This is a genomic window from Dokdonella sp., from assembly GCF_051958935.1.
Taxonomy (GTDB): Bacteria; Pseudomonadota; Gammaproteobacteria; order Xanthomonadales; family Rhodanobacteraceae; genus Dokdonella_A.
Window position 1 is genome coordinate 1 of sequence record NZ_JBQCFP010000106.1, and the last position, 22,081, is coordinate 22,081.

19 protein-coding genes are annotated in these 22,081 nt (G+C 69.2%); 10 read left to right on the forward strand and 9 right to left on the reverse strand.

From position 1 onward, the window contains the following. Together ACTHK2_RS10010 and ACTHK2_RS10015 are read left to right on the forward strand one after the other, a co-directional pair. Positions 1–1,210 (forward strand): SPFH domain-containing protein (locus ACTHK2_RS10010; protein ID WP_440245563.1); only part of this gene is annotated, 1,210 nt, incomplete at its 5' end. A gap of 3 nt (positions 1,211–1,213) precedes the next feature. Beyond that, complete coding sequence (locus tag ACTHK2_RS10015) at positions 1,214–2,704, forward strand: hypothetical protein (RefSeq protein ID WP_440245564.1); 1,491 nt, start codon at positions 1,214–1,216, stop codon at positions 2,702–2,704. A 55-nt stretch (positions 2,705–2,759) separates the two neighbouring features. On the opposite strand, the gene ACTHK2_RS10020 is transcribed toward ACTHK2_RS10015, so the two are convergent. Further along, the gene (locus tag ACTHK2_RS10020; protein WP_440245565.1) at positions 2,760–3,242 is read right to left on the reverse strand and encodes a YajQ family cyclic di-GMP-binding protein; all 483 of its coding nucleotides are present in this window, start codon (positions 3,240–3,242) and stop codon (positions 2,760–2,762) included. A gap of 167 nt (positions 3,243–3,409) precedes the next feature. On the opposite strand from ACTHK2_RS10020, the gene ACTHK2_RS10025 reads away from it, so the two are divergent. The 3 genes from ACTHK2_RS10025 (at position 3,410) to ACTHK2_RS10035 (ending at position 7,224) form a co-directional block, all read left to right on the forward strand. Beyond that, positions 3,410–4,198, forward strand: a complete 789-nt coding sequence (locus ACTHK2_RS10025) for a phosphodiester glycosidase family protein (protein WP_440245566.1) — start codon at positions 3,410–3,412, stop codon at positions 4,196–4,198. Positions 4,199–4,550: 352 nt separating this feature from the next. Then, the gene (locus ACTHK2_RS10030; protein WP_440245567.1) at positions 4,551–5,966 is read left to right on the forward strand and encodes an MBOAT family O-acyltransferase; all 1,416 of its coding nucleotides are present in this window, start codon (positions 4,551–4,553) and stop codon (positions 5,964–5,966) included. Between the two features lie 34 nt (positions 5,967–6,000). After that, a complete protein-coding gene (locus ACTHK2_RS10035) occupies positions 6,001–7,224 on the forward strand; it encodes a hypothetical protein (RefSeq protein ID WP_440245568.1) in 1,224 nt (407 codons plus the stop codon). Between the two features lie 282 nt (positions 7,225–7,506). Here the strand turns inward: ACTHK2_RS10035 and ACTHK2_RS10040 are convergent, their stop codons facing one another. Continuing rightward, complete coding sequence (locus ACTHK2_RS10040) at positions 7,507–8,085, reverse strand: DUF1415 domain-containing protein (protein WP_440245569.1); 579 nt, start codon at positions 8,083–8,085, stop codon at positions 7,507–7,509. Continuing rightward, entirely contained in the window at positions 8,082–9,449 is a 1,368-nt protein-coding gene (gene dbpA / locus ACTHK2_RS10045) for an ATP-dependent RNA helicase DbpA (RefSeq protein WP_440245570.1), read from the reverse strand. The genes ACTHK2_RS10040 and dbpA overlap by 4 nt, the downstream gene beginning before the upstream one ends. A gap of 670 nt (positions 9,450–10,119) precedes the next feature. On the opposite strand from dbpA, the gene ACTHK2_RS10050 reads away from it, so the two are divergent. Further along, positions 10,120–10,749 (forward strand): HAD hydrolase-like protein, encoded by a 630-nt coding sequence (locus ACTHK2_RS10050; RefSeq protein ID WP_440245571.1) that lies wholly within the window; start codon positions 10,120–10,122, stop codon positions 10,747–10,749. Positions 10,750–11,194: 445 nt separating this feature from the next. Here the strand turns inward: ACTHK2_RS10050 and ACTHK2_RS10055 are convergent, their stop codons facing one another. Beyond that, the gene (locus ACTHK2_RS10055) at positions 11,195–11,566 is read right to left on the reverse strand and encodes a YciI family protein (RefSeq protein WP_440245573.1); all 372 of its coding nucleotides are present in this window, start codon (positions 11,564–11,566) and stop codon (positions 11,195–11,197) included. Between the two features lie 68 nt (positions 11,567–11,634). Here ACTHK2_RS10055 and ACTHK2_RS10060 point away from each other — a divergent pair, with 68 nt between their 5' ends. Next, positions 11,635–11,790, forward strand: a complete 156-nt coding sequence (locus tag ACTHK2_RS10060; protein ID WP_440245574.1) for a hypothetical protein — start codon at positions 11,635–11,637, stop codon at positions 11,788–11,790. A gap of 30 nt (positions 11,791–11,820) precedes the next feature. Further along, the gene (locus ACTHK2_RS10065) at positions 11,821–12,723 is read left to right on the forward strand and encodes an acyltransferase (RefSeq protein ID WP_440245575.1); all 903 of its coding nucleotides are present in this window, start codon (positions 11,821–11,823) and stop codon (positions 12,721–12,723) included. 177 nt (positions 12,724–12,900) lie between these two features. Here the strand turns inward: ACTHK2_RS10065 and ACTHK2_RS10070 are convergent, their stop codons facing one another. The 3 genes from ACTHK2_RS10070 to ACTHK2_RS10080 form a co-directional block, all read right to left on the reverse strand. Then, positions 12,901–14,094, reverse strand: coding sequence for an NAD(P)/FAD-dependent oxidoreductase (locus ACTHK2_RS10070; protein WP_440245576.1), 1,194 nt, complete (start codon positions 14,092–14,094; stop codon positions 12,901–12,903). Next, positions 14,091–15,320, reverse strand: coding sequence for an imidazolonepropionase (gene hutI, locus ACTHK2_RS10075; RefSeq protein ID WP_440245577.1), 1,230 nt, complete (start codon positions 15,318–15,320; stop codon positions 14,091–14,093). The genes ACTHK2_RS10070 and hutI overlap by 4 nt, the downstream gene beginning before the upstream one ends. A 234-nt stretch (positions 15,321–15,554) precedes the next feature. Then, positions 15,555–16,949, reverse strand: coding sequence for a hypothetical protein (locus ACTHK2_RS10080; protein WP_440245578.1), 1,395 nt, complete (start codon positions 16,947–16,949; stop codon positions 15,555–15,557). A 188-nt stretch (positions 16,950–17,137) separates the two neighbouring features. Here ACTHK2_RS10080 and ACTHK2_RS10085 point away from each other — a divergent pair, with 188 nt between their 5' ends. Beyond that, the gene (locus ACTHK2_RS10085; protein ID WP_440245579.1) at positions 17,138–18,556 is read left to right on the forward strand and encodes a formimidoylglutamate deiminase; all 1,419 of its coding nucleotides are present in this window, start codon (positions 17,138–17,140) and stop codon (positions 18,554–18,556) included. A 92-nt stretch (positions 18,557–18,648) separates the two neighbouring features. Here ACTHK2_RS10085 and ACTHK2_RS10090 read toward each other — a convergent pair whose 3' ends face one another. Together ACTHK2_RS10090 and ACTHK2_RS10095 are read right to left on the reverse strand one after the other, a co-directional pair. After that, entirely contained in the window at positions 18,649–19,881 is a 1,233-nt protein-coding gene (locus ACTHK2_RS10090) for an alkaline phosphatase family protein (RefSeq protein ID WP_440245580.1), read from the reverse strand. Between the two features lie 72 nt (positions 19,882–19,953). Next, a complete protein-coding gene (locus ACTHK2_RS10095) occupies positions 19,954–20,556 on the reverse strand; it encodes a cysteine dioxygenase (RefSeq protein ID WP_440245581.1) in 603 nt (200 codons plus the stop codon). A gap of 178 nt (positions 20,557–20,734) precedes the next feature. Between ACTHK2_RS10095 and ACTHK2_RS10100 the strand changes: the two genes are divergently transcribed. Beyond that, positions 20,735–21,790 carry an NADH:flavin oxidoreductase/NADH oxidase gene (locus ACTHK2_RS10100; protein WP_440245582.1) on the forward strand — a complete coding sequence of 352 codons (1,056 nt, stop codon included), beginning with the start codon at positions 20,735–20,737 and terminating at the stop codon, positions 21,788–21,790. Positions 21,791–22,081 lie beyond the last annotated feature (291 nt).

A 22,081-nucleotide genomic window follows, 5' to 3' on the forward strand; every position in this document is an offset into this window, starting at 1 on the left:
AATCGAGTCGAAGCGTCACATCGGGGGCAACGTGTCGGACCGTCTGCGTGTCGTCAAGGAAACTTCGCGCAAATTCCTCAACGTCAAGACCATCGCCCTGGCCGTCGCGGTCGCGATCGGCTACGGCATCTACCAGCATCCACCGCTCGAATCCGTCGGCCGCCAGGACGTCGGCGTGCGGCTCAACCGTCTCACCGGCACGAGCACGCGTCTCGGCGAAGGTGTCGCGCTCGTGCTGCCGGGTATCCACGAGCTGCGCCGCTATTCGCTGCAGGACCAGACCTACGCCCCCACGCGCAGCGCGAAGGCCGACGGCGAGGCGCCGTTCCAGTCGTCCGAGGGGCTTTCACTCGGTGTCGAACTGTCGATCCGCTACGCGATCGATCCCGCGACGCTCGCCGAGAAATCGGCGCGCCTGCCCGACGACGTCGGCGGCGAACTCGTCGAGCCGCTCGTGCTGGGCGTCGTCTACAAGGTATTCACGCGCTACACGGTGCGCGAGATCTTCTCGAGCAAGCGCCAGGAACTGCAGGACGTGATCGAGGGCGAGCTCAAGCCGCTGCTCGCCGCCGAAGGCATCGCGCTGCGTCGCGTGACGATGGGCAATGTCGACCTGCCGGCCGACTACCGCGCCGGCATGGACAAGCTGCTCGCGGTCGAGCTCGAGACCGAGCAGATGCAGTACACGCTCGAGCTCAAGGAAAAGCAGGTCAAGCAATCGGAACTCGAGGCGGAAGCCGAGAAGGTCAGGCGCGAGAAGGCGGCCGAAGCGAGCGCGAACGAACAGGTCATTGCGGCGAAGGCGCAGGAAGAAGCGATGAAGCACGTGATCCCGTTCAAGCAGAAGCAGATCGAGCAACGCCCGCTCGAGGCCGATGCCGAAACGGGCGCGCGCATCCGCACCGCCGAGGGCGCGGCGGAGGCACGCCGTATCGAGGCGCAGGGCGAGGCCGATTCGCGCCGCAAGCTCGCCGAGGCCGACGCCTATCGCGTCGAGCAGCTCGGCAAGGTCGCGAGCGAGCAGCTCGAGCGCGATGGCGCGCTGATCACGAAGCACCCGCTGCTGATCCAGAAGACGCTCGCCGACAAGCTGTCGGACAAGGTGTCGGTGATCATCGCGCCGCCGCCTGTGGATGGCGGCTTCATCGGTGCGAACCTCATCGGCGGTGCGAAGGCGCAGGCCGTTGCGCAGACCACGGACGGGGAGTGAACAATGAAAGCGAAGGGGATCGTCCTGCTCGCCGGCCTGTTCTCGCTGGTCCGTGCCCACGCGGCCGAATCCGCGACGAACGTTCCTGCCGCACCCGCACCGAACCCGACCGCGATCGTCGTCATCGACCAGTCCGCGCTGCGCTCGGCGCCCCGCGAGTCGGCGCAACAGCAGGTCATGCTCTGGCAGGGCGACAGCCTCGAAGTGCGCGGCCGTCGCATGGACTACCTGCAGGTGTACGACCACCGCCGCGAACGCGCCGGCTACGTGCGCGCGAGCCAGGTACGCCTGCTGTCGCTGCAACCGCAGGACGCGGCGGGGCTGCTCGCGGTCGTGCGCTTCCTGCGCGACACGCCCGGCGCGGAAGCGCTCGGCATCGGTTACGCGGCCGCATTCCTGCGAGCCGCGCCGGGGCAGGACATCGACGCCGAGGCATTCGACGCGCTCGGCACGATGGCCGAACGCCTCGCGCGCCGCGCGTCGTCCACCCGCAGCAAGGCGAACGACGCCGCGGTCGCAGCGCACCTCGAAGTCGTCGCCGGTTACGGCGTCGCGATGCGCAGTCTCGAGCGCGACGGCCGCGTGCAGGTCTGCTACGACGGCGACGCGTTCCGCCGCGTGATGGCCTTGCCCGCGGACGCCGAGCAGAAGGCGCGCGCCGCGCTCGCGCTCACGCGCGAGGAGTGCATCGACCCCGCGACCACGCCATTCGAGCGCGCGAGCCTCGACGGCTGGCGCGCCGACGTGCTCGAGCGCGTGCCGCGCACGGAGCTGCCCGAGTACCTCAGGAACCGCGTGCGCATGCGCGCCGCATCGGTGTGGTCGAGCCTCGCGTTCGAGCGCGTGCGGCGCGCTGAATCGCCAGCGGAAGCCGCGGCGCGCGCGCTGCAGGAACTCGCCGGCGTGAACCGGCAGGAACTCGCCGAAGACGACATGGCCGCGTACAACGACGCCGCGATGCGCGTCGGCGCCGTGCGCTGGGCGGCGGAACCGGCGCCGGCGAAGAGCGCGACTGGTCTTGCAATCACGACCGCGGCGGGCCAGCCGGGTGAGACCTGCATCCGGCTCGTGGATGCGAAGCACGGCGGGAAGGCGCCGCTGTTCCAGCGCTGTACCTACGGCGCGGTGTGGACGAACTCCGCGCGCGCGAATGGCGCAGGCACCGCGCTCACGCTCGCGGTGCAGCCGCTCGATGCCTGGCGCGAGATGTGGGTGTTCCACCGCGTCGGCGATGACTGGAACGTCGACGTCGTGCCACCCGCCGGCGATGCGCCCGGGATCGGTTACGTCGAGTTCGCCGGCTGGGTGCCGGGCGGTCGCAAGCTGCTCGCCGCACGCGAAGTGCGCACCGGCGGCCGCTTCTCGCGCACGTTCGAAGTGCTCGACCTCGCCACGCTCGCGATCGACAAGCGCGCCGACAAGCCCGATTCGCTCAGCACGTTCTACCGCTGGCAGGATCCGCTCTGGCGAGGCCGAACCGTAAGCCTGCGCTGACGGACGCGTTCTCGGGAGCAGGATCACGAGACAATCTTCTGCTCCAGGCAATCTTTCAGTCGCGGAAGTTGTCGAACTGCAGCGGCACGTCGAAGTCGCTCTTGCGCAACACGGCGATCGCGAGCTGCAGGTCGTCGCGCTTCTTGCCCGTCACGCGCAGCTTCTCGCCGTTGATCTGCGCTTCCACCTTGAGCTTGGCGGCCTTGATCGAGGCGACGATCTTCTTTGCGACCGCCTGCTCGATGCCTTGCTTGACCGTGACCTTCTGGCGCGCGGTGGCGAGGTTGATCTCCGGCTCGGCGACGTCGAGGCAGCGCACGTCGATGCTGCGTGCGGTCAGGCGGGCGCGCAGGATGTCCTGCATCTGCTTGAGCTGGAAGTCGCTCGGCGCCGACGCGGTGATTACGTAGCCGTCGAGCGCGAACTTCGCATCGCTGCCCTTGAAGTCGAAGCGGTTCGACAGTTCGCGGTTGGCCTGGTCGACCGCGTTGGTGAGTTCGTGCTTGTCGACTTCGGAGACGATATCGAAGCTGGGCATGGCGGTTCCGGCGTGGGAGAGGCGCCGAGTGTAGCCCCAAGGCCAGTGGAGGGGCGCCCGCTGCAAGAAGAGCGGCGCGTCCCCGCCGCGGGTCGATATGCGGCCGATCGCGTCGCGCATAACCGAAACCGAACGCGAACGGCCGCCGGTTGGGCGACAATGCACGGATGCGCGTGATCCTCGTCCCGCTCGTCCTGGCCCTCGCCGGCGCGGCTCCGCTCGCGGCGGCGCCCGCGCTGCGTACCGTGCGCGCGGGTGATGTCGACTGCCGCGTCGTCGAGATCGACCTCGCCACCGATCGCCTCGAACTGCACTGGAAGGACGACGACGGACGTCCGTTCGGTGCCGTCGACCGCCTGCGCGAATGGGGCCAAGGTCACGGACGCACCCTGCTGTTCGCCGCCAACGCCGGCATCTACGACAGCCAGTACCGCCCGCTCGGCCTGCACATCGAGGATGGCCACACGGTGCGGCCCCTCAATACCGCGCGCACCGGCGTCGGGCGCGGCAATTTTGCGTTGCCGCCGAACGGCGTGTTCTACGTCGATCGTCTGGATCGCGCCGGCGTCGTCACGACCGCGCGCTGGCAGAAGTCGCGTATCGCGGCGCGGCTCGCGACGCAGTCGGGACCGATGCTCGTGATCGACGGCGAGCTCAACCCGAACTTCGACGCCGCCTCCGATAGCCTAAAATGGCGCAGCGGCGTGTGCGCGCCGGAACCGGGCCGCGTGCTGTTCGCAGTCAGCGAGGCGCCGTTGTCGTTCCATGCATTCGCGGCGATGTTCCGCGACGAACTCGGCTGCCGTGACGCGCTCTACCTCGACGGCACGCTGTCGCGTTTCTGGACACCGGTAGGCGGCTATGCCGGCGCCGCTGCGGTGCTGGTCAGGCCGTATGCGGGGATGTTCGCGGTGTTCGCCGACGGCGAGCCGTCGGCATCATCCAAGGCGGACTGACGCCCCATTGTCGTCATCCTGGCGAATGCCGGGATCCAGCTCCGCAGTCCGCGGCGAGCTGACGACCTACAGAGCCCCAATTCTCGTCATCCCGGCGTCAGCCGGAATCCACCTCCGCAGCATTGGGTAATCGCGAAGCTCGCTGCTGGTCCTGATCCACGTTGGGAGATCAGCAGGAGCTGGATCCCGCCTTGGCCGGGATGACGAAACCATGGGCTCGCCCGCCACGCGTTTCGATTGCACCACGCGACGACGCGGCGCACACTCCGCGCGCCGCGCCTGCGGTGGCACGACGAAGTCGGTGGCCGTGCCCGCGACACGCGGATTCCATGCGCTGACCGGGAGGGTGGCGATGGTCTTCAATTCGCTCACGTTCGTCGTGTTCTTCGCCGGCGTGCTGGCGCTGCATTCGCTGCCGCTGCCGTGGACGGTGCGCAAGGTCAACCTGCTCGTCGCGAGTTACCTCTTCTACGCGGCGTGGAATCCACCGTTCGTGATCCTCCTGTGGATCTCCACGGTCGTCGACTGGTGGGCGGCGAAGAAGCTCGTCAGCGTGCAGGGCGCGCATGCGCGCCGCGCCTGGATGCTGCTGTCGGTCGTCGCCAACCTCGGCATGCTCGCGTACTTCAAGTACGGCGGGTTCCTCGCGCAGAACTTCGCCGTGCTCGTGGCGAGCCTCGGTGTCGCCTGGCAGCCGCCGGAACTCGACATCGTGCTGCCGGTCGGCATTTCGTTCTACACATTCGCCACCATGTCCTACACGCTCGACGTGTACCTGCGCCGCGCGGCGCCCGCGCGCAACGTCCTCGACTACGCGCTGTTCGTGACATTCTTCCCGCACCTCGTCGCGGGACCGATCCTGCGCCCGACCGAACTCGTGCCGCAGTTCGAATCGCCGCGGCGCGCGGACGCGAACCAGCTCTGCTTCGGCCTCGCGCTGATGACGCTCGGGTTGTTCCAGAAGATCGTGCTCGCCGACGGGTTCCTCGCCGCGCCGGTGGAGAAGGTGTATGACGGTTCGCAGATCCCCGGCATCCTCGACGCGTGGATCGCGACGCTTGCGTTCGGCGGGCAGATCTTCTGCGACTTCGCCGGATACTCGACCACCGCGATCGGCGCGGCGATGTGCCTCGGCTTCGCGATGCCGGACAACTTCCGCTTTCCGTACGCGGCGATCGGCTTCTCCGATTTCTGGCGCCGCTGGCACATCACCTTGTCGGCGTGGCTGCGCGACTACCTCTACATTCCGCTCGGCGGCAGTTGGCACGGCCCCGCGCGCACTTACATGGCGCTGCTTGCGACGATGCTGCTCGGCGGACTCTGGCATGGCGCGAGTTGGACGTTCGTCGTCTGGGGCGGCTTGCATGGCAGCTACCTTGCCGTCGAACGTTTCCTGCGTGCGCGGTACGCGAACCTGGAGCCGTCGCGCGCGCAGCTGTTCGCGCTCGGCGTGCTCACGTTCCTGCTCGTGCATGTGGCTTGGGTGTTCTTCCGCGCGCACACGTTCGGCGGCGCGTGGCGCGTGCTCGCGGGCATGGCCGCGGCGAACGCCGGCGCGGTGCCCATACTGCCCGCGATCGAGATCGTCACGACCGTGCTCATCGTCGCCGGCATCGTCGCCGCGCACGCATTGATGCGCACGCGCACGCTCGAGGCCGCGCTCGCTGCCGTACCCGCGCCGGTGCTGTCGGGCTCATGGGCGCTACTCGCGTTGGCGATCGTGATCGAACAGGGCAGCGGCAATGCGTTCATCTACTTCCAGTTCTGACGGCGCAGTAGCCATGTCGAGTGTCGATGCCTCGATGCGAGAGCAGATCGATGATCGCGCACCGGTGCGCCCAGGCTTCGTGCGCCTGACCGCCTCCGACCGCCCCGGCGTCGCGCAACCCGTGCCGGTGCGCGACATACCGCCGCAGCCGTGGCCGCGCATCCTGGCGAGCGCGATGCTGCTGCTCGCATTCGGCGTCGGCGTCTGGGAATGGCGCATGCGCGCGGTCGGACTCGAAGCAGGCGACATCGATGACGGACCGTCGGCATGGGCCGAGCAGCGCCGGCGCATCGATGTGGAGGAGCCCGGCGTCGTCTTCCTCGGCGATTCGCGCATGCTGTTCGACAGCGATCTCGACCGCTACGAGGCGCTCACGGGCGTGCGGCCGATCCAGCTCGCGATCGCCGGCAGCAACGCGCGCCCGTTCCTCGTCGACCTCGCCGCGCATTCGCGCTATGCGGGCCTCGTCGTCGTCGGTATCGCGCACACTTCGTTCTTCGGCGCCGATGCAGGTCTCGGTCGCGGCGCGCTCGAACGCTACCGTTTCGAATCGCCGGCCGTGCGCGCGTCGTTCCATCTGCACCGCGCACTGTCGCACGTCTTCGCATTCCTCGACGACCGCTTCCGCCTGTCGCGGCTCGTGCATTTCCTCGACGACGACTGGCGCCCCGGCGTGCGCATCGGCACGGCCGAGCGCCTGTGGAAGCTCGGCGTGACGCGCGACGATCGCCAGACATGGCTGTGGCCGCGCATCGAAACGGACGAGCGCCTGCGCGACCACCAGCGCGCCGCCTGGGGTTTCGGCGCCGGGCGCCCGCCGCGACCGATTTCCGGGGAAGCGATCGCCACCGCGCAACGCGAACTGCACGATGCAGTCGCGACGATCCGCGCGCGCGGCGGCGAGGTGATCTTCCTGCGGCCGCCGTCGCATCCGACCTTCCGCGCATTCGAAGAAGCGCAGATGCCGCGCGCGCAGGCCTGGGACGCACTGCTCGCCGCGGGCGGCGTGCGCGGCGTGCACAGCGACGACGACGCGGTCATGCGCGCGCTCGTGCCGCCGGAGTATTCGCACCTGTCGCGCGCATGCGCGACGGTGTACACGGACGCCTACGTGCGCGCGCTCGCCGCAATGACTCCACGCGTGGCGTTGCGCGCCGGTGCACCGGCACCGCTCACGCCCGCCGATTGCGGCATGCCACCCGAGGAAGTCGCATCGTCGGCTGCGCCTGCACCGACATCGTATCGAGCCACGAGGTAGGCCCTGGTCGAGAGCCACCCTCTGTCGTCCCGGCGGAAGCCGGGATCCAGCGCCTGTTCCACCCGCCAGGCCCGAGCCTGCGCCGCAAACCACAGTCCTCGGCATCCCGGCGAAACACCGGATCCAGCTCCCGTGTTCCTCCGACAGGTCCGATGTCCGAAGGATGGATGACTAAGAGGCGCGGCGAGGGTCCATTCCCCGGTCAGCGCGCAAGGCAGGATGCCGACTTCCGCCGGGATGACGAAGAACGAGGCGCGATCGGCGCCTCATGGGGGCGGCAGGTCAATCCTCGCGCCCGCTCCACAACGCATCCCAACCCGCACGCCCGAGCGTGCGCAACGTGCCGATGTTGCGTTCGTAGATCGCATCGGTGTCCATTCCCGATTCCAGCGCCCGATCGATGCTCGACTCACGCAGGAGGTGCAAGGTCGGCCACGGCGAACGATTCGTCGCGTTCTCGATGTCGTCCGGATGCGCGTCGGCGAAGCAATAGTCAGGATGGAAGCTCGCGACCTGGATCTCGCCGTCGAGCTCCATCGCTTCGAGCAATGCATCGACGACGTCGAGGAACTGGTTGTAATCCTCGAAGTCGCCGAGCACGAACGGATGCACGAGCAGGCTCGTCTCGTACGCCTTCGCATCCGCGCCCTGCAGCCATTCGAGTTCCTTGCGCAGGTCCTCGACCAGCGCATCGGCGTCGCGCGCGTGGCTCACGCTGATGCGCAGGCGATCCTGCACGTACGGCGCGCGCGCGAACGGGCAGAGGTTGAGCCCGATCACCGCGCGTTCGATCCAGCGCCGCGTCGCCGCGACGACGTCGTCGTCACCGGGCTCGTTCGCATACGCGTGCGGGTCGCTCACAGGCGCACCACGCGCACCTTGCGCCCCTTGATGCCGCGGGCGCGCAGGCGTTCGAGCGCCTTGCCCGCCTCGCTGCGGCGGATCGCGACGTAGGAGCGCGTCGGGAACACGTCGATCTTGCCGACCGCGTCGCCGGCGAGCCCGGCGTCGCCGGTGAGCGCGCCGAGGATGTCGCCGGGGCGCATCTTGTCGGTGCGGCCCGCGTCGATGCGCAACGTCGCCATCGGCGCGTGCAGGTCGTCGACCTTCGCGGTGGCGCGGATCGCGCTCCAGTGCAGCGGCGCGTCGCGCAGGGCTTCGAGCGTCTTCGCGCGCTGCATCTCGCGCGGCGCGACGAGGTTGAGCGCGAGTCCCTTCGCCCCCGCGCGCGCGGTGCGGCCGATGCGGTGGCGGTAGACGTCGCTGTCGTGCGGCAGTTCGTAGTTGATGACCGCGGCCAGGTCCTTGATGTCGAGCCCGCGCGCGGCGACGTCGCTCGCCACGAGCACGCTGCAGCTGCGGTTGGCGAAGCGCACGAGCACTTCGTCGCGATCGCGCTGCTCGATGTCGCCGTGCAGCGCGAGCGCGTCGACGCCGGCCTTGGCGAGCGCATCGACCACGTCGTCGACGTCGCGGCGCGTGTTGCAGAACACGACGCTCGATTCCGGACGGAACTGCGCGAGCACGGCCGCGAGCGCGGCCGGCTTGCGCGCGGGTTCTGCCTCGAACCAGCGTTCGTCGATCTCCGGCTGCTCGTCGGCACCTTCGATCGTGACCTCGAGCGGCTCGCGCAGGAGCTCGCGGCCGATGCGCCGGATGTCCTCGGGGAACGTCGCGGAGAAGAGCAGTCCCTGTCGCTTCGGCGGCAGGTGCTTGACGATCTCGCGGATCGCGGGCTCGAAGCCCATGTCGAGCATGCGGTCCGCCTCGTCGAGCACGAGCGTGCGCACCTTCGCCAGCGGCAGCGCCTGCCGTTCGATCATCTCCTGCACCCGCCCCGGCGTGCCGACGATCACGTGCGAGTCCTTGCGCAGCGAGGCGAGCTGCGGGCCGACCGGAATGCCGCCGGTGAGCAGCTGCACCTTGAGGTTGGGGATCGTCGCCGCGAGCCGGCGGATCTCGCGCGCCACCTGGTCGGCGAGCTCGCGCGTCGGGCACAGCACGAGCGCCTGCGGCTTGACGAACGCGGGATCGAGCCGATGCAGCAGGCCAAGCCCGAACGCGACCGTCTTGCCGCTGCCGGTCGGCGCCTGCGCGACCACATCGCGCCCACCGATGAGCGCAGGCAACGTCGCCGCCTGCACGGGCGTCATCTCGGCATAGCCGAGCGTCTCGAGCGAGCGGTGGAGGGCGGGGGGGAGGGGGATCGAGGAGAAGGAAGGCATGTGCAATTCTCGCAGGTCGCGCGCGTGCGTGCGCGGTTGATCGCGACGTGTTCCCACGAACACCCACCATTCCATTCGCCCTGAGCGCAGGCCGCAGGCCGAAGTCGAACGGCCGCCGCGGCCGATGCCACTGCCCGGCGAGCGCTTCGACTCCGCCCGCTTCGGGCTGCGCTCAGCGCGAACGGAACTGCGCGGCGGATCCGACCGCAGCATCGACCCTCGCCGCATCATCGGTCGCCCACAGGGTGGGCTCCTACCGGAGATCCCACGGCTCGCCGCACCTCTGTAGGAGCGCATCCTGCGCGCGACCGCGGCATCGAACCTCGTCGCGCCATGGGTCGCCCACAGGGTAGGCTCCTACAGGAGATCCCACGGCTCGCCGCACCCCTGTAGGAGCGCACCCTGTGCGCGACCGCAGCATCGACCCTCGACGCATCATCCGGTCGCCCACAGGGAGGGCAGAGGACCTGCAGGCCATCGCGTCGCTAGGGTGCGCGCTCTGCTACTCGGCGTACCTGGAGTCCACGGACGGCGCGTAGTGGTTGTCGCATGGACGAACGCGGCGTGGATGGCCTTTGCGCCGACGGATGCGTAGCATGCGCGGCTTCGCGCCGGACGCGCCCTGCATATCGGGCCGACATCTGCGCTGTGCCACGCAGGGAATTCGTGCATGAAGTACCGCCTCGCCATCTTCGACTTCGACGGAACGCTCGCGGATTCGTTTCCGTTCTTCACCGCGACGTTCAACGAACTCGCCGACAAGCATGGCTTCGCGCGCATCGATCCCGCGACCGCGCCGTCACTGCGCGGGCACAGTCCGCGGCAAATGATGAGCCACGTCGGGCTGCCGGCGTGGAAGCTGCCGTTCGTCGCGAAGGACTTCATCACGCGCATGGGCGAGTCGATCCACACGATCCGCCCGTTCGACGGCGTCGACGCGGCACTCGCGCAGCTCTCGGATGCCGGGGTCGCGCTGGCGGTCGTGTCGTCCAATGCCTACGACAACGTGAGCCGCGTGCTCGGGCCCGCGACCACGCAGCTGTTCCGCCACTTCGAATGCGGCATGTCGATGTTCGGCAAGACCGCGAGCCTGCGCAGTGTGCTGAAGAAGACCGGCATGACCGCGAGCGAGGCGATCTACGTGGGCGACCAGTCGGTCGACCTCCAGGCCGCGAGGAAGGCGGGCATCGCGTTCGGCGCGGTCGCATGGGGCTACGCGACGATCGAGTCGCTCCGGGAACACGCGCCGGAAGAGGAGTTCGCGAGCGTCGCGGATCTCGCGGCGATCGCGGGAGGTTGAGCGGCGAAAACCAGATCGTCGAGACCCGGCCGACCGCAGAGAGAAGCAACGACAACAGCAAGAAGCGGCGCGGGCGTAAGGGCAGGCTCGCGCGCATCGGTTGTCGACGCCATTCCCGCGGCAGCGGGGGATCCGCTTTTCTTTTCGCCCGTGTCCTTGCCAAGCCCTGCGTTCCATCGCAAACCACAGTCCTCGTCATACCAGCGAAAGCCGGGAGCCAGCTCCTCTGTTCGTCAGGACGCTCCAACTGTTCGCGGCATGGAAAGCACAATGGATTCCCGCTTTCGCGGGAATGACGACATCGTGAGCGAAGGCGCTGGGTCCCGGCTTTTCGCCGGGACGACGATGCGTTGGGGCCGGAGGTGCCGGGTCCCGGGTTTTCGCCGGGACGATGATGCGTTGGCGGTCGGAGGTGCCGGGTACCGGCTTCCGCCCAACGGCGAACCTACGGGTTCTCGATGAAATCCGGGCGGCCGCATTCCATCTGGCGCACCTCGCACTCGATGTTCCATTCGTCGCCGTGCACCTGGAGGAAGCGGCGGGTGAGTTCGACCGCGTGGTCCATCGAGGTGGCTTCGAGTACGGCGTAGCCGCCGATGACTTCCTTCGCTTCGGTGAACGGGCCGTCGGTCATCGAAATCTTGCCGTGGGCGTAGCGGATGCGCTTGCCTTCGGCGGTGGGGCGCAGGCCGGCGGTGTCGACGAGCGTGCCTTCGCGCGTCATTTCGGCCATGAGCTGGCCCATGTCGGCCATGAGTTTTTCGCTCGGCACGAGGCCGGTGTTTTCGTTGATCCGGATCATCGACAGGAAACGCATCGGGAATTCCTCGGGTTCGTTGAAGGGGCATGACGCCGGAGATTTCCCCGGCTTCGTCAGGACGACGAATGAAAAGGGGCGGAATCGACACGGCCGTGGCGGGCGGTGAAGGCCAGGCGCCGCCGCGGCCCGGTCACGCACAGGGTGCGTTCCTGCAGGGGCCGCCCGAAGGCGCGACGACGCGCCGCATGGTCGCGGTCGCCTCGGCGACCGATCCCGGCTAGGCTGCCACTCGCCTTCGTCCCGGAAATCCCATGCCGACCTGGTTTCGCGCCGCCCTCGCGTTCACGCCGATCGTCCTCAGCACCATCGTGCATGTGATCCCTCTGTTCGCGGTGACGCTGTTCAAGGCGGTGTTGCCGTTCGCGGCCGTGCGCCGCGCGTGCAATGCGCTGCTGACCGGCATCGCCGAAAGCTGGATCGCGTTCAACAGCCGCATGATCGACCTCTGTACGCGCACGCGCTTCGTCGTGAGCGAACAGGCGCAGCTGCACCGCGACGGCCACTACCTCGTGCTCGCCAACCACCAGAGCTGGGTCGACATCCCGGTGCTGCAGAAGATCTTCAACCGGCGCATCCCGCTGCTGCGCTTCTTCCTCAAGAGTCAGCTGTTCTGGGTGCCGCTGATGGGCCTCGCGTGGTGGGCGCTCGATTTCCCGTTCATGAAGCGCTACACGCGCGAGCAGGTCGCGCGGCGGCCCGAGCTCGCCGGTCGCGACATCGAGGCGACGCGGCGCGCCTGCGCGAAATTCCGTTCGATTCCGGTGTCGGTCATGAACTTCGTCGAAGGCACGCGTTTCACGAGCGCGAAGCACGCCGCGCAGGAGTCGCCGTACGCGCACCTGCTCAAGCCCAAATCGGGCGGCGTCGCATTCGTGATCGACGCGATGGGCGACGGCCTGCAGGCGATCCTCGACGTGACGATTGCCTATCCCGACGGCAAGCCGACGATGCTCGACCTCTTCGGCGGCCGCATCCGCGAAGTGAGAGTCGACGTGCGCGAGCGCCCGATTCCCAGCGAGTTCATCGGCGGCGATTACCAGAACGACGCCGCCTTCCGCGAACGCTTCCAGGCCTGGATGAATGCGCTATGGCAGGAAAAGGACGCTACCGTGTCGCGCTTGCTGGGCGTACGGGGAGAAGAGCGGAAAGCTTGAAACACGAAGGACACGACATCCAGGACCTTCACGGGCGGCGGATCCGGCGCTGCGTGCCTTGATCCGCGCTACGTGCGCTTCCGCAAGACGCTTTTCCTCTTCTCGCCTTCTCCGTGCTCCGTATGCTCCGTGTTTCAATCTTTGGCTCGGGCTTGGCTTCTGGCCGGCGAGCGCACCTCATAGCGCCATGCCGCACGCGTGCCCGGAGGCCCAGGCCCATTGGAAGTTGTAACCGCCGAGCCAGCCGGTGACGTCGACGACTTCGCCGATGAAGTAGAGGCCGGGGACGCGTTTCGATTGCATCGTCGAGGACGACAGCTCGTCGGTGTCGACGCCGCCGAGGGTGACTTCGGCGGTGCGGTAGCCTTCGGTGCCGCTGGCCACGAGCGGCCATGCGGCGAGCAGCGCGGCGATGTCGCGCAGCTCCGTGTCGCCGAGCTGGCGCATCGGCCGATCCGGCAGCCAGTGCTCGCACAGGCGCTGCGCGAACCGTTTCGGCAGGCGCTCCGCCAGCACGGTGCGCAGTTCGCTCGCGCCGCGCTCGGCGCGTTGCGTGCGCAGCCACGAGAACGCGTTTTCGCCGGGCAGGAGGTCGAGCCGCAGGTCGTCGCCGGGGTTCCAGTACGAGGAGATCTGCAGGATCGCCGGGCCACTCACGCCGCGGTGGGTGAACAACATGAAGTTGCGGAAGCGCGCGCGACCGCAGCGCGCCTCGATCGGCACCGCGACGCCAGCGAGATCGGCGAGGCGTTCCTGGTGCTTGCCGGACAATGTCAGCGGCACGAGCCCCGCGCGCGTCGGCAATACCGTGTGCCCGAAGCGGCGCGCGAGGTCGTAGCCGAAGCCGCTCGCGCCCATGCTCGGGATCGACAGGCCGCCGCTCGCGACGACGAGTGCGGGCGCGCTGAACACGCCGCGCGCGGTGTCGACGTGGAAGCCGCCGTCGCCGTGGCGCACCTGCTCGATCGCGCACGAGGTCTCGATGCGCACGCCGCCGTCGGCGCATTCGTCGAGCAGCAGGCGCACGATCTGCTTGGACGAGTCGTCGCAGAACAGCTGGCCGAGTTCCTTTTCGTGGTACGCGATGCGGTGCCGCTCGACCAGCGCGATGAAGTCGGCCGGCGTGTAACGCGCGAGTGCGGACTTGCAGTAGTGCGCGTTCGCCGACAGATAGTTCGCCGGCGTCACGCCGGTGTTGGTGAAGTTGCAGCGGCCGCCGCCGGACATCAGGATCTTCTTGCCGACGCGGTTCGCGTGCTCGATCACCAGCACGCGCCTGCCGCGTTGGCCCGCGGTCAGCGCGCACATGAGGCCGGCCGCGCCGCCACCGATGACGATTGCGTCGAATGGATTGCCCGACGCGGAACTCATCGCGCGATCGCGCGCCCGCCGACATGGACCGCGCGTGCGAGCGAGCCGCCGATCCAGTAGCACAGGTCCGCCGGCCGCTCCGCATCCCAGACCACGAAGTCGGCGCGCATGCCGTCGGCGAGCACGCCGCGGTCGGCCAGCCCCAGCGCACGGGCGGCGTTGATGGTCGTGCCGCGCAGCGCTTCCTCGGGCGTGAGGCGGAACAGGGTGCAGGCCATGCCCATTGCGAGGCGCAGCGACAGCAGCGGTGAGGTGCCCGGGTTGAGATCGGTCGCGATCGCGAGCGGCACGCGGGCGGCGCGGAACGCGTCGATCGGTGGCAGCTTCGTCTCGCGCAGCGCGTAATAGGCCCCCGGAAGCAGCACGGCGACGCTGCCGGCCGAGGCCATTGCGCGCACGCCGTCCTCGCCGGTCCATTCGAGGTGGTCGGCCGAGAGCGCGCCGTATTCGGCCGCGAGCGCAGCGCCGCCGAGATCGGTCAGCTGGTCCGCGTGCAGTTTCACGCGCAGGCCGTGGGCGCGCGCGGCATCGAACACGCGGCGCGTCTGCGCGGGCGTGAACGCGATCTTCTCGCAGAATGCATCCACCGCGTCGGCGAGACCGTCGCGCGCGGCCGCGGGCAGGATCTCCTCGCAGACGAGGGTGATGTAGTCGTCCGGGCGACCCGCGTATTCGGGCGGCAGCGCGTGCGCCGACAGCAGCGTCGTGCGTACGCCGATGCCGAGCGCCTCGCCGAGGCGGCGGGCGACGCGCAGTATGCGCAGCTCGCTGTCGACATCGAGGCCGTAGCCGGACTTGATCTCGATGGTCGTCACGCCGTCGGCGAGCAATGCCTTCGCCCGCGGCAGCGACTGCGCGAACAGCGCGTCGTCGTTCGCCGCGCGCGTCGCGCGCACGCTCGAGGCGATGCCACCGCCGGCGCGTGCGATCTCCTCGTAGCTCGCGCCCTCCAGGCGTCGTTCGAACTCGTCGGCGCGGTCGCCACCGAACACGAGGTGGGTGTGGCAATCGACGAGCCCGGGCGTGACCAGCGCGCCGTGTGCCGATTCGACGCGTGCGGCGAGCCCGGCCGGATCGCCGGGAAGGTCGGATTGCGCGCCCGCGAACACGATCGTGCCGTCCTTCCAGCCGAGGGCGCCTCGCTCGACCATGCCGTACGGCGCGCCGTGGGCCTGCATCGTGGCGAGGCGCGCGTCGAGCAGCAGTCCGTCCCAATCGGCGTTCATCGAAACCTTCGTCGTCGTGATCGATGGGCGATTATCGCAGCGCGGTGGGCCCGCGCGCGACCGACATGGCGGGCGGGCAACGACGTTTGGCAGCGATGGCCTTCGCGGTGCGAGCCAGGCACGCTCTCGTAAAAGCCGGCTCTCGCGTTTCAGCCCTCCACACTCGATCCCGACCCCCAGGAAAAGCGGGCCGCCCGAAGGCGGCCCAAAGCATTTCCCAAGGGTGAATTGCGCTCAATCGTCAAACCCGTCGGCGAAGATCTGGTCGAGCAGGAGACGCGCCGCGCCGAAGTCGTAGTTGACGCCGGACTTGAGCCAGCTGCCCGCGACGTAGATGCCGTCATGGAACACGTGCACGTCGGCGACGAGGTCGCTCTGGTGGAGAGCGCCGAAGTCGATCTGGTTGATCAGCAGGTCACTCGTGCCGTCGGGACGGTAGCGGCCGATCAGCCAGTCGCTGTCGCCGCCGGTCGGAGTGTAGTTCGCCGCGACGACGTAGCCGACGTTCGGCTGCACGGCGACGGATTCGAAGCTCATCGAGTCGCCGGCAGTCAGGACCGTGTAGCCATTGGTGCCGTCGCCGCCGCTGAAGCTCGCGTCGTAGGCGCAGGTCGAGCCGAGGCGCTTGGCGATCAGGCCGCTGCGCACGGTGCCCGACATCTGCGCATAGCCGACCGTGATGAGGTCGTCTTCGCCACCGCTGCCGGGAACGAGCGCGAAGTCGAGCAGCTCGGTGTCGCGCGAGTTGCTGCCGTCCACTTCGAACGCGCATTCGTCCGACTGCGAGAGCTGGTCGACCGTGCCGTCCGCCTCCAGGCGCACGATGAGTGCGGAGCTGTCGTTGCCGCCGACGACGTCGGTCTTGCCGACCGCGACGATCTTGCCGTTGGAAGCGATCGCGACCGCATTGATCTGGTGGCGGATGAAGTTGCTCGTGCGCATGAGCTGGATGCCGGAATTGCTCAGGCCGAAGGTATGGTCGAGCGCGCCGCCCGTTTCGAAGCGCACGAACGCGGCATAGGTGTCGGCGGCGCTGGCGACGGCGGTGGTGCCGGCCATGACGATCTTGCCGTCCGGCTGCACGGCGATGCCGTACGGGATGTCGCGGCTCAGCGACGGACCGGGTTCGATCGATGCGGTCACGCACTGGGTCAGCGTCGAGTTGAACAGCAGCGGCACGCCGGCGGTCGAGAACGCGCAGACGACGAAGTCCCAGTTGTCGGCCGTGGTCTTCTTGTAGCCGCCGACGAGCAGGCTGTTGTTGCGCATCGCGATGCCGGCCGTGTTGAACAGCTCACCCTGCGAGGTCTGCGTCATCGCGCGCCCCTCGGTGCCGAAGTTGTCGTCGATGAGGCCGTTCGGCAGCAGGCGCGTCACGCCCATGCGCGCGATGCCGTTGGCGTCGCGCACGGTGCCGGAGATGTACATCGAGCCGTCCGGACCGACGACGCTGCCGTTGGCGTAGTCGACCATCGTGCCGCCGTAGTCGAACGCGATCGGCGATTTGCCGGAGTTGAACAGGCCCCAGCCGGTGTCGAGCGCGCCGTCGAGCGGCAGCGCGGCGGCGGCACCGGTCTGCAGCAGCCCGCAGGCGAGCAGGGTGCGGAACATCGTGGTGTTGGCGACCATCGCGGTACTCCCTTCATGCGCGTCGGAATGAGCGCTCGGACTGGCATACGGGAGAGGGGTGGGCGAGGGATCACGGGATGACGAGGAATTTCCCTCGCTGGGCCACGGCGGCACGGCGGGGCCGCACCTGCGCTGGAAAAGCCCGCTGCGCGCGGCTAGGCTCGCCGCTTCGCCGCGACGGACCGACCATGCCGACGACCGCGCTTCACCACGCCGACCATGCCTGGCTGCCGGGCGGGTTCGCCGACGACGTCGCTTTCGCGATCGACCGTTCCGCCGTAGGGGCGGTGCTGCACGCGGTGGACGCGAAGGCGCCGCGCGCCGGTGCGGGCACGCTCGGTCGAATCGTGTTGCCGGGCATGCCGAACCTCCATTCGCACGCGTTCCAGCGCGCGATGGCCGGTCTCGCCGAGCGCCGCGCGCCGCAGCAGGCCGAAGACAGTTTCTGGAGCTGGCGCGAAGTCATGTATGCGTTCGCCGGGCGCATCGGCCCGGACGACCTGCGCGCGATCGCGGCCCAGCTCTACGTGGAGATGCTCGAGGCGGGCTACACGCAGGTGTGCGAATTCCATTACCTGCATCATCGGTCCGACGGACGCCCGTATGACGACCCGGCGGCGATGTCGCTCGCCCTCGTCGAGGCGGCACGCGAGACCGGTATCGGCCTCACGCTGCTGCCGGTGCTGTACATGACCGGCGGCTTCGACGGCCGGCCGCTGTCGGAGCGGCAGCGGCGCTTCGGCCACGACGTCGATGCCTACCTGCGCCTGCTCGAACGCCTGCGCGCGCTCGACGAGCCGGCACTGAACGTCGGCGTCGCCCTGCATTCGCTGCGCGCCGTGCCGGCCGACGCGATGCGCGCGGTGCTCGACGCGATCGATGCGATTCCTGCGCATCCGCGCCAGCGCGCAGTCTCGCGCATGCCGATACACATCCATATCGCCGAGCAGATCGGCGAGGTGCAGGATTGCCTCGCGATCCGCAACGCGCGGCCGGTCGAATGGCTGCTCGACCACGCGCCGGTCGACGCGCGCTGGTGCCTCGTGCATGCGACACACCTCACCGACGACGAGACGCGCCGGCTCGCCGCGACCGGCGCGGTGGCGGGACTGTGCCCGACCACCGAGGCGAATCTCGGCGACGGACTGTTCCCGCTGCGCGCGTATCTCGACGCGAGCGGTGCACTCGGCATCGGCTCGGACAGCCATATCTCGGTGTCGCCGGTGGAGGAACTGCGTTGGCTCGAATACGGCCAGCGCCTGGTCACGCGCCATCGCAACATCAGCGCGAGCGCGACGCAGCCGAGCAGTGGCGAGACGCTGTTCGCGCATGCGCTCGCCGGCGGCGCCAAGGCCGCCGGCGGCGCGCTCGGCGCGTTCGCGCCCGGCCATCGCGCCGATGTCGTCGTGCTCGACGATGCGTCGCCGCTGCTCGCCGGCCGCACCCCAGCGCAACTCGTCGACAGCTGGCTGTTCGCCGGCAATGCGAACATCGTGCGCGACGTCATGGTGGGTGGCGCATGGGTCGTGCGCGAGCACCGTCATCGCGATGCGGAGCGCATCGCGCGGCGCTATCGCGAGGTGGTCGAGCGGCTCGCGCGCGCGTAAGGGGTGCGCCGCGTCCCGGTGCGATTCGGCTGTAATTGCAGAGCAAAATGGTTCCCCCGCATTCGCGGGAATGACAGCCGTGCCTGCGGCGGTCAGTGCGCGCCGTCGCGAAGCAGTCCGGCGACGTGGCTGAAGTCGCCGTCGTTCGGGCGCGGCGTGATGCCGAGCAGCTTCGTCAGCAGTGGATAGACGTCGACGTTGTCGAACTCCGGCACGACCACGCCGCGGCGGAAGTCGGGCCCGCGTGCGACGAACATGGCGCGCATCGACGGGTCGTCGTTGTCGTAGCCGTGCTCGCCGGGCGAATAGTGGCCGCCCTTCTCGTCGTACTCATGCGATGTGATGCTGCCGCCGGTTCCGGCGAGGCAGAGCAGCGACGGGATGCGCGGATGCGTGCCGTAATGCAGGCGGGCCGGCAGCTCGCCCTTGCGCCAGCATTGCATGTGCGGATGCGGCTGCAGCAGCGCGCGTTCGACGTCGGCGGTCTTGCCCGCGCGCGGTTCGATGCCGGCGAGGATGCCGTAGTTGACGACGTCGACGTCGGCGAGCGGGACGACGTCGTCGAGATACGTGCGCCGTTCCGGCGAGGTCGCGGCGAGGCCGTGGTCGGAGACGACGACGAGGTCGGTCGCGTCCAGCAGTCTCCGGTGGCGCAGGCCGGCGACGAGTCGCGCGAGCGCGGCGTCGATGTCGGTGAGCGCGGCGTCGACCTCGGGCGAATCGGGCCCGTGCTCATGCCCCTCGTGATCGACCTGGTCGAAATACAGCGTGAGGAAACGGGGTCTGCGCGATGCGGGCAGGTCGAGCCAGGCGAGCACCTGGTCGACGCGCGCGTCCGGCGTGACCTTGCCGTCGAAGGCCTTCCAGTACGTCGGCAGCACGCCGGCGATCGCGACGCTCGAGCCGGGCCAGAACATCGTCGCGCTGCGCACGTCCTGCTTCTCCGCGGACACCCACAGCGGTTCACCGCCCCACCAGCGCGGATCCTCGATCGTCGCCTGTTCCTTGTAGACGAAGCGGTGCTCGAACGCGGGGTCCGACATGCGGTTGTGGATGATGCCGTGGTGATCGGGGTAGAGCCCGGTCACGAGCGTGTAGTGGTTGGGGAAGGTCAGTGTCGGGAACGACGGCTTCATCGCCTCGGCACGCACGCCCTCGGTGGCGAGGGCAGCGAGCGTCGGCGTGCGCCCGCGGGCGAAGTAGTCCGCGCGAAATCCATCGATGGACACGAGGATCAGCGGCCTCGTCCCGGCGTTTCGCGGCGCGACGCTGCTGCAGGCAGCGGCGACGAGGCAGAGCAGGGCGACGAGGGTGAAGCGGCGCATCGACGGTTCCGCGGCGATCGAGCCGCGTATCGTCACCGAAAACGCAGGCGCGTGCCTAGCGCCGGATGCCACTCAGCCGGCGCGCATCGCCCCGATGTGCCCGTCGACCTGCGCGCGCGTCGGTACCGGCACGAAGCGTCCGCCGCGTCCGACGTCGAAGTTGCGATAGTGGTCGAGCAGGCCACCGTAGACGTGCAGGGTGACCGCGGCACGCCGCCCCGAGAGATTCGTGCAGCGGTGCGCGTGGCCTTGGGTGCCGAGGAATGCGCACGACTGCCCTTCTTCGAGCACGGTCGTGCCGATGTGGCGCAGCCCGCGTTCGTCGCCGAGTTCGTAATCCTCGACGCTGAGCGTGCCCTGCAGGACCATCTCGATGCCCCACAGTCCGGCATGGTCGTGGATCGGCGTCGCGTGGCCGGCGGGCCACACCATGACGAGCCCGGTGTAACGGCCGTCGCGCTCGCAGTCGTAGAGCCAGCGCGTGAACTGCTGCGGATGCTCGTCGCAGATCGCGCGCAGCGCGCGGCGATCCTTCGGCGAATACCAGACCGCCTCGCGCAGGCTCGCGTGCACGCGTTCGAGCGCGGCGCGGTCGAAGGCGACGGGTGCGTCGCCGAGGCAGGACGCCATGCAGGCGCGGACGCTGCGCGTGACATCGAGATCGATCGACAACATGCAGGCCACCCCGGTCCGTAACCGATGTCCACTGCATCACAGTCTTCGTTAAGTCTTCGATAAGGGCGCGCGCCATTGCCGGCGTCGATTCTCGAACTCCGCTCAACACATGCGGTCAGCGCGTTGATTCTGCGTGGATCGGACCGGATATCATGCGCGACCCATCGGAGGCGCTTGCATGGCCCTGTTCGATCCCCTCACGCTCGGCGACGTCGTCCTGCGCAACCGCATCGCGGTGTCGCCGATGTGCGAGTACTCGGCCGTCGACGGCATGCCGGGTGACTGGCACCTCGTGCACCTCGGCAGCCGCGCGGTCGGTGGCGCCGGCCTCGTCTTCACCGAGGCGACCGCGGTATCGCCCGAGGGGCGCATTTCTCCGGGCGACGCCGGGCTTTGGAACGATGCGCAGCAGGCGGCGTGGGCGCGCATCGTCGCGTTCATCGCGGCACAGGGCGCAGTCGCGGGCATCCAGCTCGCGCATGCCGGCCGCAAGGCAAGCACGGCCGCGCCGTGGCGCGGCGGCAAGCCCTTGCACGGCGATGCGGCGTGGAGCGCGGTCGCGCCGAGCGCGATCGCGTTCGATGCAGGCTACCCGGTGCCGCGCGCGCTCGACGAAGACGGCATCGCGAAGGTGGTCGAGGACTTCCGTGCGGCGGCCGTGCGCGCGGCGGCGGCTGGCTTCGGCGTCATAGAACTGCATGCCGCGCATGGTTACCTCGTCCACGAGTTCCTTTCGCCGTTGTGCAACACGCGCGACGATCGCTGGGGCGGCGACCTCGCCGGCCGTGCGCGCCTGCTGCGCGCGATCGTCGCCGCGGTACGCGAGGTCTGGCCGCGTCCGCGTCCGCTCTTCGTGCGCGTGTCGGCAACCGACTGGGCGCCGGGTGGCTGGGACATCGACGAATGCGTCGAACTCGCGCGCTGGTTGCGCGATGACGGTGTCGACCTCGTCGACTGCTCCTCGGGCGGCGCCGTGCCGCACGCGAAGGTGCCGGTGGCGCCGGGTTACCAGGTGCCGTTCGCCGCACGCATCCGTCGGGAAGCCCGCATCGCGACCGGCGCAGTGGGCCTGATCACGACCGCGGCGCAGGCGAACGGCATCATCGAGCGCGGCGACGCGGACCTCGTCCTGCTCGCACGCGAGCTGCTGCGCGACCCGTACTTCGCGCGGCGCGCGGCGGCGGAACTCGGCGTGGCGATCGACGCCCCGCCGCAATACCAGCGCGCGTGGTGAGCGCGCACGACGGATCGTGTAGGGCGGGTCGAGCGCGCAGCGCGAGTCCCGCCGCAACCTTGCGACATGCGCGACCACCGCGGCGCTTCGGCGGCACGCGCGTTGCGCGTCCCGCCCTACGCGGGCGCAGGTCACCGCGAGCAACGGTGGAGACTCGTAGGGCGGGTCGAGCGCGCAGCGCGAGTCCCGCCGCAACCTTGCGACATGCGCGACCACCGCGGCGCTTCGGCGGCACGCGCGTTGCGCGTCCCGCCCTACGCGGGCGCAGGTCACCGCGAGCAACGGTGGAGA

Coding starts and splice junctions, on each gene's coding strand:
- ACTHK2_RS10020 (WP_440245565.1), bottom strand. CDS start 3,242: ATGCCCAGCTTCGATATCGTCTCCGAAGTCGACAAGCACGAACTCACC.
- ACTHK2_RS10030 (WP_440245567.1), top strand. CDS start 4,551: ATGGTCTTCAATTCGCTCACGTTCGTCGTGTTCTTCGCCGGCGTGCTG.
- ACTHK2_RS10050 (WP_440245571.1), top strand. CDS start 10,120: ATGAAGTACCGCCTCGCCATCTTCGACTTCGACGGAACGCTCGCGGAT.
- hutI (WP_440245577.1), bottom strand. CDS start 15,320: ATGAACGCCGATTGGGACGGACTGCTGCTCGACGCGCGCCTCGCCACG.
- ACTHK2_RS10025 (WP_440245566.1), top strand. CDS start 3,410: ATGCGCGTGATCCTCGTCCCGCTCGTCCTGGCCCTCGCCGGCGCGGCT.
- ACTHK2_RS10100 (WP_440245582.1), top strand. CDS start 20,735: ATGGCCCTGTTCGATCCCCTCACGCTCGGCGACGTCGTCCTGCGCAAC.
- ACTHK2_RS10070 (WP_440245576.1), bottom strand. CDS start 14,094: ATGAGTTCCGCGTCGGGCAATCCATTCGACGCAATCGTCATCGGTGGC.
- dbpA (WP_440245570.1), bottom strand. CDS start 9,449: ATGCCTTCCTTCTCCTCGATCCCCCTCCCCCCCGCCCTCCACCGCTCG.
- ACTHK2_RS10035 (WP_440245568.1), top strand. CDS start 6,001: ATGCGAGAGCAGATCGATGATCGCGCACCGGTGCGCCCAGGCTTCGTG.
- ACTHK2_RS10060 (WP_440245574.1), top strand. CDS start 11,635: ATGAAAAGGGGCGGAATCGACACGGCCGTGGCGGGCGGTGAAGGCCAG.
- ACTHK2_RS10080 (WP_440245578.1), bottom strand. CDS start 16,949: ATGGTCGCCAACACCACGATGTTCCGCACCCTGCTCGCCTGCGGGCTG.
- ACTHK2_RS10085 (WP_440245579.1), top strand. CDS start 17,138: ATGCCGACGACCGCGCTTCACCACGCCGACCATGCCTGGCTGCCGGGC.
- ACTHK2_RS10055 (WP_440245573.1), bottom strand. CDS start 11,566: ATGCGTTTCCTGTCGATGATCCGGATCAACGAAAACACCGGCCTCGTG.
- ACTHK2_RS10090 (WP_440245580.1), bottom strand. CDS start 19,881: ATGCGCCGCTTCACCCTCGTCGCCCTGCTCTGCCTCGTCGCCGCTGCC.
- ACTHK2_RS10095 (WP_440245581.1), bottom strand. CDS start 20,556: ATGTTGTCGATCGATCTCGATGTCACGCGCAGCGTCCGCGCCTGCATG.
- ACTHK2_RS10065 (WP_440245575.1), top strand. CDS start 11,821: ATGCCGACCTGGTTTCGCGCCGCCCTCGCGTTCACGCCGATCGTCCTC.
- ACTHK2_RS10015 (WP_440245564.1), top strand. CDS start 1,214: ATGAAAGCGAAGGGGATCGTCCTGCTCGCCGGCCTGTTCTCGCTGGTC.